An 11,256-nucleotide genomic window follows, 5' to 3' on the forward strand; every position below is an offset into this window, starting at 1 on the left:
GCGTTTACCGGCTCGTCCGCGGGAGCAAGGAGGACGTCATGCGGATCTCCGACGTGTTGCGTAACAAGGGCACCGAAGTCTTCACGGTGCAGCCCGACACCCCGGTGCGGGACTTTCTGTCCGTGATGGTCGAGCGCCGAATCGGTGCGTGCGTCCTCTCCGCCGACGGTGTGACCGTCGTCGGCATCGTCTCCGAGCGCGACATCGCCCGAGCGCTCCACGAGGGCGGGGCCGACATCCTCGCCGCCCCGGTCTCGGCGATCGCGACCGCCGAGGTCCACACCTGTCACCCCGAGGAGAGCCTCGACGACCTCACCCGCGTGATGACCGAACGCCGCGTCCGGCACATCCCGGTCCTGGTCGACGGCCGCCTCGCCGGGCTCGTCAGCATCGGCGACATCGTCAAGCATCGGATGGACGAACTCGAAACCGAACGCCAGGCTCTCGTCGACTACATCTCCTCCGCCGGCTGACTCCGGCCCCCGGTACGCTGGGCCCTTCGCCGGCGTGGCGCAATTGGTAGCGCACTCGACTTGTAATCGAAAGGTTGCCGGTTCAAGTCCGGCCGCCGGCTCTTCTGACCTGCGGAAACGTGCTTACTCGATGAGTTGAGTCCGACTCATGCCAGCCAATTCATGGCCAACGCATCGGTCACCGCGGGTGACCGCCATGGCCTGTCGGGTCTGCTGGCGCCGTGGACTTCAGGGAATCCGCATCCTATAAATCTCGATCGTGAATTTATAGGAAGTGCCGTTGTCCTATAAATTGTGGGCTTGGACTGGAAGGATCCGACCCAGTGCCCGCGAACTGGGGGAGCCGTGCAGGTCAAGCAGCTTCGAAAGTCCCCGATCGGGGCGCTGCAGCCGGTCACGCTGCACGACGCGCTGTCGGACCAGCAGATGAACACGTTCGCGTTCGTCCCGGCGCCGTTGCCCGCGGACGTCACCTTGTCCAGTCGGACGCACAAGGCAGTCGCGGCCGCGCATCAGGCGATCGGCGAGTTGGAAGCCGGCGTACGCCGCTTGCCCAACCCGAGCCTGTTGGTCCGGCCGGCGCTGCGCCGCGAAGCCCAGAGCACCTCGGCGTTGGAAGGCACCTACGCGCCCATCGCCGAGGTGCTGGAGGCCGACTTCGTCGAGGATTCCCGCCGCAGCCCCGAGGTCCGCGAAGTCATGAACTTCGTCCGCGCCGCCGAACGCGGGCTGGAGCTGATCGCCAAGAAGCCGATCTGTGTGACCGTCATCAACGAGTTGCAGGGGATCCTGGTCAAGGGAACCCGTGGCGATCACTACGACGCCGGGCAACTTAGACAACGTCATGTCGCGATCGGCGACGAAGGTCGCGGTGTCCAGCACGCCCGCTTTGTGCCCCCTCCCCCTGGGGCGGTCCTGATCGACGGAGTGAGCGCGTGGGAGTCCTGGATCAACGCCGAGGACGATCTCGCACTGGTGGTGAAGTGCGCCCTGGGGCACTACCAGTTCGAGACCTTGCACCCGTTCAGTGACGGCAACGGCCGCATCGGCCGCCTCATCGTGGTGCTGCAGCTGGTGCAGGAGCAGGCGCTCAGCTTCCCGCTACTGAACATCTCTCCGTGGTTCGAAGACCGCAAGGAGCAGTACAAGGATCACCTCCTCAACGTCTCCCTCACCGGGCAGTACGACGAGTGGATCCAGTTCTTCTGTCACGCCGTCGTCGCCCAAGCTCGCGACATGATCAACCGCACCGATGATCTACTGACGATCCGTCAGCAGATCCTGGACCTGATCCGAGTCAACAAGGCACGCGGAGTGATCCTCGACATCGCCGAAGACCTGATCGGCTACCCGTACATCACCCCGAGCGAGGCCGCCCACCGCCACAACGTCACCTACCCGCCGGCCAACAATGCCCTACGCAAGCTCGAAGAACTCGGCGTCATCCGCGAGCTCACCGGCGGCACCTACGGCCGGATTTTCGTCTGCCGGCAGGTCCTCGAGGTGATCGCTCGTCGATGACGGAACGGCCATGATCACAGATGTGACACCTTCATTGGGGGAATCGTTGAACAGCCAGTCCGACCAGGAAAAGACCCTGCTCGACACCCTCAGGCTGCCCCGCGACGCCGGCGGTTGCATCACGGTTGTGCGCGGGGCGGACCTCGACGCGGTGCTGTCGGCTTTCGGAGCACAATCATCCCGTGCCGTTGCTGAAGGCATGGAGGGCCCCCTGGCAGTACCCGAGTCCGGGGGACGGACGGGAGCGATCCGCCGGCACGTACACCCGGACGGGCACTCCCGTGCCGTCCCGACCCGGCACCGTCAGGTGCCGGATCTCCACGTCAGATCCGGTATCCCCCGCCGCAGAGGAGGACCTCGCCGCTGACGTAGTCGGACTCCGGTTGGCAGAACAGGTAGGCGGCGCCGGCCGCCTCGGCCGGCGTTCCCGGCCGCCCGAGCGGAATGAGCGTCTTGGCCTGCTCCAGGAACTCCGGGTTGACTCCGACCTTGAGCTCGCGACCGTCGACCTCGAGCGTCGCGCCGCCGGCGGCCACCTCGGTCAGCCGGGTCAGGATGAACCCGTACGCGACGCAGTTCACCGTCACGTTGTAGCGGCCCCACTCCTTGGCCAGCGTCTTCGTCAGGCCGACGATGCCCGCCTTGGCGGCCGCGTAGTTGCTCTGGCCGACGTTGCCGCCCAGACCCGCGACCGAGGAGATGTTGACGACCTTGCGGCACGGCACGGGCTCACCGGCCTGCTGTGCTGCCTTCACGGCTCGGGAGATCACGGGCTGCGCGGCTCGCAGGATCTGGAACGGCGCCTTGAGGTGGAGGTCCAGGATCGCGTCCCACTGCTCGTCCGTCATCTTCTGGATCACGGAGTCCCAGGTGTAGCCGGCGTTGTTGACGATGATGTCGAGCCCGCCGAAAGCCTCTTCCGCGGTCTGGACGAACCGGTCCGCGAAGCCCGCCTCGGTCACACTGCCCACGCAGGTCACGGCTTGCCCGCCGAGGGCCTCGATCGCAGCGGCGGTTTCCTTCGCCGGCTCCGCATCGAGGTCGTTGACCACGACCGACGCCCCGTCCGACGCCAGCTTCAGCGCGATCTCCCGGCCGATCCCGCGACCGGAGCCGGAGACGATTGCCACCTTGCTGTCGAGCTTTCCCACGAGTTGCTCCTTGATCGGGTTGCGTTCAGGGGAGGGCGACGACGGCGTCACCGGTGAGGGTGACGGTCCCGTCGGCCAGGGTCACGGTGAGTTCGACCGTGGCCTGCCGTTCGCCGTCTCTTTCGTCGACGGCGACCACGGTTCCGGTGCAGAGCGGCTGCGCGTTGACCGGCGTGATGGACGCGAAGCGCACGCGGAACGCCCGCAGGTTGCGCTGATCGGTCCAGCCGGTGAGCAGACGGCCGAGCACGGCCATCGAGAGCATTCCTTGCGCGAAGACGTCGTCGAGGCCGGCGGACCGGGCGACGTCGAGGTCGAGATGGATCGGGTTGAGATCGCCGGAGCCGCCGGCGAACAGCGCGAGCACTGTTCTCGTCAGGTCGGGGCCCTGCAACGGCGGCAGCGTGGTGCCGGGGGCCAGCTCGAGGACGGTCATCGTGATTCTCCCGCCGTCTCGAGCTCACGCACGACCAGCGTCGTGCGCAGGCAGGCGACCACCTCGCCGGCACGGGTGACCTCGGTCTCCCGGACGAGGAACTTCAGGGCGCCGCCCTTCTTCTCGTACGTGTCGACGAGGGTGCTCCGCGCCTGGACGACGTCGCCGGCGAACACCGGGGAGAGGTAGGTGAACTCCTGCCCGCCGTGCAGGAGCGCCCGCAGGTCGACGCCGAGCTCATCGAGCCACCCCGTCGGTGCGGGTCCTTCCAGTTCGACCCCGAACAGATAGGTCGGCGGGACGAGAAGGTCGGGGAACCCGGCCCGTCGCGCCGCGTCGACGTCGGTGTACACCGGGTCCGTCTCACCGGTCGACTGCGCGAACAACCGCAGCCGGCCGCGTTCGACCGTCATTTCGACCGGTGGGGTCGTCAGTCCGACCGCGTGGGCGAAGCTCATCGGCCGGCCCGTTCGTAGAGCGTGACGACGCAGGCGCCGCCCAGACCGAGGTTGTGCTGAAGGGCGAGCGGGAGGTTCCCTTCGACCTGGCGCGCCCCGGCTTCGCCGCGCAGTTGCCACACCAGTTCCGCGCACTGGGCGAGCCCGGTCGCGCCCAGGGGGTGGCCCTTGGACAGCAGCCCCCCGGACGGGTTGGTGACGACGCGACCGCCGTAGGTGTTGTCGCCGGCGAGAACGAACTTCTCCGCCCCGCCCTCCTCGACCAGGCCCAACGACTCGTAGCTGAGGACTTCGTTGGTGGAGAAGCAGTCGTGCAGCTCGGCCACCCGGATGTCCAGGGGATCGACGCCGGACTCTGCGTAGACCTGATCGGCGGCGCGCTTGGCCATCTCGTAGCCGACGAGGTTGATCATGGAGGTGCCGTCGTCGAAGGTGCCTGGCCCGTCGGTGGTCATCGCCTGCGCGCGAATGCGGACCGGTGCCCGCACGCCGTGACGGGCGGCGAACTCCGCGCTGCAGATGACCGCGGCCGCGGCGCCGCAGGTGGGCGGGCAGCACTGCAGCCGCGTCAGCGGACCGTAGATGTGGGGGGAGTTCAGCACCTCGTCCTCGGTGACGAGATTGCGGAACACCGCGTACGGGTTGTTGGCGGCGTGCCGGCGGGCCTTGACCGAGATCTTCGCGAATAGCGCCGGGTTGACCCCGTAGCGCTCGGCGTACTCCGCTCCGGCACCGCCGAACATCTGGGCGGCCTGCGGGGCCTCCGTGCGGGTCTGGATGCGGTCCATCGCCTGGTTGGTCCGGCCGAGCGCGTCGGGCCGGTCGTCGAACACCGCGTTGAGGGCGCCCTTGCGCATCTGTTCGAAGCCCAGCGCCAGAACGCAATCCACCATGCCGGACGCGACGGCCTGCCGCGCCAGCCACAGCGCGGACGAGCCGGTCGAGCAGTTGTTGTTGACGTTGACGATCGGCACCCCCGACAGGCCGACGCCGTAGAGCGCGGCCTGGCCCGATGTCGAGTCCCCGTACACGTAGCCCACGTACGCCTGCTGGACCCGTTGGTAGTCCAGACCGGAGTCCGCGAGGGCCGCGCGTGCCGCCGCTTCCCCCATCACGTCGTAGGAATCCGATGTGCCCGGCTTGGCGAACGGGATCATGCCGACCCCGGCAACAACGACGTCAGACATTGCTCACTCCCTCGAAGGACCAGGGCGCAGCCGCCCCGGGTTGGACCAGGCGGCGGGCGACGACCATGCGGTGAACTTCGTCAGGGCCGTCGTAGAGACGGGCGTAGCGAGCGTCGCGATACATCTTGGCCAGCGGGGTGTCCTCGGTGACCCCCATGGCTCCGTAGACCTGAATCGCCCGGTCGATGACGTTGTGCAGGTACTCCGCGCCGCGGAACTTGATGAGGCTGATGGCCACCCGGTCGTCACCGCCCTGGTCGACCACGCGGGCGGCCTCCAGGGTCATGAGCCGATGGGCCTGGATGTCGGCGGCGGACTCGGCGATGTAGCGGCGGATCTCGCCCTTCTCGTGCAGGTAGGACCCGTGGGCGTAGCGCGTTCGGGCGCGCTCGCACATCAACTCGAACGCGCGCTGCATCTGACCGAGCCAGCGCATGCAGTGGAAGATGCGACCCGGCCCGAGCCGGCCCTGCGCCACCGCGAAGGCGTTGCCGCGCGGGCCGAACAGGTTCTCCTTCGGCACCCGGACATCGGTGAAGCGCAGCTCGCAGTGGTTGCCGCCTTCGTGCCCCATCGTGCGGATGACGCGGACGAGCTCGTAGCCCGGTGTGTCGGTCGGCACGATGATCGCCGAGAACTGACGGTGGGGCGGCGCGTCCGGATCGGTCTTGGCCCAGACCAGGACGGCGGGCGCGAGGTTGGCCCAGGAGGTGAACCACTTGGCCCCGTTGATAACCCACTCGTCGCCGTCGAGCACGGCCGTGGTCTGCATCTGGGTGGGGTCGGAGCCGGCCGCGTCCGGTTCGGTCAGGCCGATGGCGATCCAGGGGTAGTCGCCGTTGACCAGGCCCGTGAGCCACCGCTCCTTCTGGGCCTCGGTTCCGTAGCGGTCCCACATGATCGTGTCGTGCTGGGTCATGGAGCCGACGGCGAGCATGCCGTGCTCGGAGCGGCCGATGATCTCGTTCAGGTGGACGAACTCCATGAACGACAGACCCTGTCCGCCGAGGGCGACCGGGTGGCCGAGCGCCCACAGGCCGCGGCGTTGGGCCTCGGCGCGCAGTTCGGCCACCACCTTGGCCCGTTGCTCGCCGCCGGCGTCGATGAGGTGCTCGGCGGGGCAGACCTCGTTGTCGATGAAATCGAGCATGGTGCCGCGTAACTCGCGCACGCGATCGGTCAGCCCGGGGGAGGCGAATGTCGTCGTCATGCGATGAACTCTGCAGCCGCGTCGGCAGGCCGCCCACCGCAATCACTACTGGGCTTGGGACGTCCAGTAGCGCTTACGCGTGTCGACCGTGGGCGTCCTTCCTAGCGTGATGTCGGGTCCACGACATCGACGGAGGCACCAGTGACGATGCGCGAGACAGGCACGCCGTTCGGCTCGGCGCTGGAGGCTCTTGCCCTGGCGGAGCCGGATCGTCCGGCGGTGACGTGCGAGGACCGGACGGTGAGCCGGGCGGAACTCCTCGCCGGCGTGCGCGCCGTCGCGGCCGAGTTCTCGGCCCGCGGCGTGCGGCGCGGCGACGTCGTCAGCATCGGGCTGCCGAACTGCATCGAACTCGTGCAGGCGCTGTTCGCGACCTGGTGGATCGGAGCCACCCCCGCGCCCTTCTCGCACCGGCTTCCCGCCGCCGAACGACGGCAGATCCTCGAGCTGGCCGCACCCGCCCTGGTGGTGGGCGAGGCCGGTGCGGAGGGCACCGATCTCACGGTTGAACAGATGTCCGCGGCTGACCGAGCCGACCGGGCCGACCGTGAACCGGGCCCCGCCCTGGTGTCTCCGGTCTGGAAGATCATTACCAGCGGCGGCAGCACCGGTCGGCCGAAGCTGATCGTGTCGAGCAAGGCTGCAGTGGCCGAGGACGCCAGCACCGCGGCCAAGCTGATGGGCCTGCCCTACGGCGGCTGCGTGCTGATGCCGGCGCCGCTGTCGCACAGCGCCCCGTTCTCGATCACCGTCAACAGCCTGCTGCGGGGAAGTCACGTCGTGCTCATGACCCGCTTCGACCCCGACGGGGTACTTGAGCTGATCGAGCGGCACCGGATCGGGTGGTGCTATCTGGTGCCGACCATGATGCAGCGGATCCTGCGGCTGCCGGATGCCGAGCGGCTCGGCCGCGACGTCGGATCGGTCGAGATCGTGTTCCACATGGCGGCGCCGTGCCCGGCGTGGTTGAAGCGGGCGTGGATCGACTGGCTCGGCGCCGATCGGATCTGGGAGATGTACGGCGGGTCCGAGGGTCAGGCGATGTGCGTGATCCGCGGCGACGAGTGGCTGGAACACCCCGGGTCGGTGGGACGCCCGGCCGTCGGCGAGATCGAGGTGAGGGACGAGAGCGGTGACCCCCTCGAGCCAGGGCTGGTCGGCGAGCTCTGGCTGCGCCGCGGTGCCGGCGCCCCGTCGCCGTACCGCTACATCGGCGCGGAGGCGCGAGCGTCGGCCGACGGATGGGAGTCGCTGGGGGACATGGGTCGGGTGGACTCCGACGGCTACGTGTACATCACCGACCGGCGGACCGACATGTTCGTCGTCGGTGGAGCGAACGTGTACCCGGCCGAGATCGAGGCGGTGCTGGACGAGCATCCGGCGGTCCGGTCGAGCTGTGTCATCGGGCTGCCGCACGAGGACCTGGGTTCGGTCCCGCACGCTCTCATCCAGCTCGCGATGCCGGTGGAGGACGCCGAGTTGTTCGCCCACGTCCGGGATCGCCTGGCCCCGTACAAGGTTCCGCGGTCGCTCGAACGCACGGAGGCGCCGCTTCGCGACGATGCCGGCAAGGTACGCCGGTCCGCGCTGCGGGCCGAACGCCTGGGAGCGTGAGCCCTACGCGTTGGTGGACGGCTGGACGACCGAGGCGAGTCGTAGACCCCGATATCCCTGCGCGGCGACCTCGTCGCACACGGCGCGATACGTCGTCGCTCCCCCCGCGTACGGCAGGATCACCCGCGGCTTGCCGGGAATGTTCGCACCGACGTACCAGGAGTCGACGCCGTTGAAGGCCGACTTCTCGTACGCCGTCCGGACCTCGTGCATCCAGTCCTCCTGCGCGTCCGGGGTGGCCTCGATCGAATCGGCTCCCACGGTCCGGGCGTGCACGAGCAGGTCTCCGAGCCATTCGACCTGCTGCTCGATGGCCAGGACGACGGTGGCGAGAACGGAGGGACTGCCCGGACCCGCGATGACGAAGAAGTTCGGGAACTGGTGCACCGCAAGACCCAGAAAGGTCTGGGGGCCGTCGGCCCAGGCGTCGCGCAGGTTGCGCCCGTCCCGTCCGCTGACGTTCAACCGGAACAGCGAACCGGTCATCGCGTCGTAGCCGGTGGCGAACACGATGAGGTCGAGGTCGTACTCCGCCTCGTCGGTCCGTAGCCCGGTCGGGGTCAGGCCGGTGATCGGGTGCGCGCGGACGTCGACGAGGTCGACGTGCGGAAGGTTGAAGGTGCGGTAGTAGTTGGTGTCCAGGGTCGGTCGGCGCCCGTTGAACGGGAACGACCGCGGCGTCAGGGCTTCCCGCTTGTCCGGATCGCTGACGATGTCCGCGATCCGGTCGCGGATGAACTGGGACAGGTACTCGCCGGCGACGGGGTCGGTCGAGGTGTCGGTGTAGGCCCGTGCGATGCCCAGGCCGCCGTCCGCCCAATAGCGCCGCAGGACTTCCTGCCGCAGCTCCGGCGGATCCGCGAGCATCGGGCGACCCTCGGTCGGATAGACCTGGCTGTTGCTCGCCCTCAACCCGGCCTGGCGCAGCTCCGGGTAGGTGGCCTTGACCTGGGCGAGCTCCTCTTCCGTGAGAGGTCGGTTGCCCGCCGGGATGGAATAGCACGGCGTGCGCTGAAACACCGTCAGATGATCGGCTTCCTGAGCGACCAGGGGAATCATCTGGACGCCTGAGGACCCGGTTCCGATGATGCCGACCCGCTTGCCCGCCAGGTCGACGCCGTCGTGCGGCCACGCTCCGGGATGGTGGATCTCACCCTGGAAGCTTTCGATCCCGGGCAGGTCGGGGATCTGCGGGGACGACAGTCCGCCCACGGCGGCGATCAGGAACTTCGCCTGCACGACCGCTCCGGAATCGGTGCGGACGGTCCACGAGGTCCCCGACTCGTCCAGATCGGCCGCGGCGACCCGGGTGTTCAGGGTGATGCCCGAGGCCAGGTCGAACCTGTCCACGACGTGTTCGATGTAGGCGAGGATCTCCGGTTGCGCGGCGTACCGCTCGGTCCACACCCAGTCCTGCTGCAGGTCCTCGTCGAAGGAGTAGGAGTACTGGACGCTCGGGACGTCGCAACGGGCTCCGGGGTAGCGGTTCCAGTACCAGGTTCCGCCCACCCCGCCGCCGGCCTCCACGACATGGGCGTCGAAACCCAGACCGCGCAGCCGGTGCAGGGCATAGATGCCACCGAACCCGGCGCCCACGATCAGGACCTCGCAACGCGTGGGCAACGGGGCGAACTCGGCCGGCGGGGTCGGGGATTCCGTGCTCACGACGACCTCACTCGGCCCGGTAGCGGGCGGGCGGCCCGTCCAGAATCACGGACTTCGTCTCCAGGAACGGGAGCACGCCCTCGGTGCCGCCCTCCCGTCCGATGCCCGACTGCTTGAAGCCACCGAACGCCATCCCGAAATCCGTCCGGAAGGCGTTGTGGCCGACCGTTCCGGCTCGGAGCTCGCCGGCCACCGCACGGGCCCGGTCGACGTCCGCGGTGAAGACCGACGCGTTCAGCCCGTAGACGGTGTCGTTGGCGATCCGGACAGCCTCCGCCTCGTCGCCGGCGGGGATCACGCTGAGCACGGGACCGAATGTCTCCTCCCGGGCGAGGGAGGCGCGGTTGTCGACGTGGCTGAACAGCGTGGGTTCGACGAACCAGCCGCGATCGAGGTGGGGCGGCCGTTTGCCGCCCACGACGAGTTGCGCGCCCTCGGCGATGCCCGTCGCGATGTGGCTCTCGACCCGGTCGCGGTGCCGGCTCGCGGCGAGGGGACCCATCTGCGACTGCGGATCGAAGGGGCTGCCGACGATGACCGAGGCGAACTGGGCGGCCAGAGCGTCGACGAGTTCGTCGTGCCGGGCCCGGGTGACGACGACCCGGGTCAGCGAGGAGCAGACCTGGCCGCTGAGGATGCACTCGGCCATGGCGAGGGCCTTGGCGGCGGCGGAGAGGTCGGCGTCGTCGAGGACGACCGCCGCGGACTTGCCGCCCAGCTCGAGGGTGCAGCGCGCGATCCGGTCGCCGCACAGGCTCGCGATCCGTCGTCCCGCGGCGGTGGAGCCGGTGAACGTGATCTTGTCGACGCGCGGGTCGGTGACCAGCAACTCCGACACCGCTCGATCGGCGGTCACCACATTGAGCACCCCGGGCGGAAGCCCGATCTCGCGGGCGATCTCGGCGCAGACGTAACCTTCGCCGGGAGCCTCGGGCGAGCACTTGAGCACGACCGTGCAGCCGGCCAGCAGGGCCGGCGCCACCTTGTAGGTGATCATCGTGATGGCGGAGTTCCACGGGATGATCGCGCCCACCACGCCGACCGGTTCACGGACCAGGAGCCCGAAGGCGCCTGCGCTGGGCTTGACGACGTCCTCGAACGCGTAGCTGGTGGCCAGGTCGGCGTAGAAGTTCCAGGCGTTCGCGGACTTGGGGACAGAGCCCCGTGCGTGCGGGGCGAGGATGCCGGACTCGCGCGGCCAGATCTCGGCGATCTCGTCCGCCCGTTCGCGCAGGCGGTCGCCGAAGGCGCGCAGGTACTCCGCCCGCTCGGCGTGGGAGAGCCGCGGCCAGGGGCCGTGGTCGAAGGCGGCGCGCGCGGCACCGACGGCGCGATCCATGTCGGCGGCCTGGGCCTCCGCCACCTGGAAGAACGGCTCCTCGGTCCCGGAGTCGATCACCTCGATCATCGACGACGACGAGGGTTCGACCCACTCTCCGCCGATGAAGAATCGCCCGCTGTTGCGCAGCGAAGGAAGCTGGGTTGTCACAGTCACGTCGAACGCCTCCGAAGTCGGATGACAGCAGTCGACCTCGTCCGCG

General features: G+C 68.8%; 10 protein-coding genes and 1 tRNA gene. 4 read left to right on the forward strand and 7 right to left on the reverse strand.

Translation table 11 applies throughout. The features are described from left to right. Positions 1-38 precede the first annotated feature (38 nt). From SPOPO_RS0110815 to SPOPO_RS0110825, 3 genes are all read left to right on the forward strand, one after another. On the forward strand, positions 39-473 hold the full coding sequence (locus tag SPOPO_RS0110815) for a CBS domain-containing protein (RefSeq protein ID WP_019874793.1): 435 nt from the start codon (positions 39-41) through the stop codon (positions 471-473). Positions 474-501: 28 nt separating this feature from the next. Continuing rightward, a tRNA-Thr gene (locus tag SPOPO_RS0110820) sits at positions 502-574 on the forward strand. Positions 575-818: 244 nt separating this feature from the next. After that, positions 819-1,994: a Fic family protein gene (locus tag SPOPO_RS0110825; RefSeq protein WP_019874794.1), complete on the forward strand. Its 1,176-nt coding sequence runs from the start codon at positions 819-821 to the stop codon at positions 1,992-1,994. A gap of 323 nt (positions 1,995-2,317) precedes the next feature. On the opposite strand, the gene SPOPO_RS0110830 is transcribed toward SPOPO_RS0110825, so the two are convergent. From SPOPO_RS0110830 to SPOPO_RS0110850, 5 genes are read right to left on the reverse strand one after another with little or no spacing between them, the layout of a single operon-like run. Continuing rightward, positions 2,318-3,145, reverse strand: coding sequence for an SDR family NAD(P)-dependent oxidoreductase (locus SPOPO_RS0110830; protein ID WP_019874795.1), 828 nt, complete (start codon positions 3,143-3,145; stop codon positions 2,318-2,320). Positions 3,146-3,170: 25 nt separating this feature from the next. After that, positions 3,171-3,581, reverse strand: coding sequence for a MaoC/PaaZ C-terminal domain-containing protein (locus SPOPO_RS0110835; RefSeq protein ID WP_019874796.1), 411 nt, complete (start codon positions 3,579-3,581; stop codon positions 3,171-3,173). Next, complete coding sequence (locus SPOPO_RS0110840) at positions 3,578-4,039, reverse strand: MaoC family dehydratase N-terminal domain-containing protein (protein ID WP_019874797.1); 462 nt, start codon at positions 4,037-4,039, stop codon at positions 3,578-3,580. The genes SPOPO_RS0110835 and SPOPO_RS0110840 overlap by 4 nt, the downstream gene beginning before the upstream one ends. Further along, entirely contained in the window at positions 4,036-5,226 is a 1,191-nt protein-coding gene (locus SPOPO_RS0110845; protein WP_019874798.1) for a lipid-transfer protein, read from the reverse strand. The genes SPOPO_RS0110840 and SPOPO_RS0110845 overlap by 4 nt, the downstream gene beginning before the upstream one ends. After that, positions 5,219-6,436 (reverse strand): acyl-CoA dehydrogenase family protein, encoded by a 1,218-nt coding sequence (locus SPOPO_RS0110850; protein ID WP_019874799.1) that lies wholly within the window; start codon positions 6,434-6,436, stop codon positions 5,219-5,221. Before SPOPO_RS0110850 ends, SPOPO_RS0110845 begins: the two co-directional genes overlap by 8 nt. 147 nt (positions 6,437-6,583) lie before the next feature. On the opposite strand from SPOPO_RS0110850, the gene SPOPO_RS0110855 reads away from it, so the two are divergent. Next, positions 6,584-8,050, forward strand: coding sequence for an AMP-binding protein (locus tag SPOPO_RS0110855; protein ID WP_033386261.1), 1,467 nt, complete (start codon positions 6,584-6,586; stop codon positions 8,048-8,050). Positions 8,051-8,053: 3 nt separating this feature from the next. Here the strand turns inward: SPOPO_RS0110855 and SPOPO_RS0110860 are convergent, their stop codons facing one another. Then, on the reverse strand, positions 8,054-9,715 hold the full coding sequence (locus SPOPO_RS0110860) for a flavin-containing monooxygenase (RefSeq protein WP_019874801.1): 1,662 nt from the start codon (positions 9,713-9,715) through the stop codon (positions 8,054-8,056). A gap of 7 nt (positions 9,716-9,722) precedes the next feature. After that, positions 9,723-11,210 (reverse strand): aldehyde dehydrogenase, encoded by a 1,488-nt coding sequence (locus tag SPOPO_RS0110865; protein ID WP_028984686.1) that lies wholly within the window; start codon positions 11,208-11,210, stop codon positions 9,723-9,725. Positions 11,211-11,256 lie beyond the last annotated feature (46 nt).

This window comes from Sporichthya polymorpha DSM 43042 (assembly GCF_000384115.1).
GTDB classification, from domain to species: domain Bacteria; phylum Actinomycetota; class Actinomycetes; order Sporichthyales; family Sporichthyaceae; genus Sporichthya; species Sporichthya polymorpha.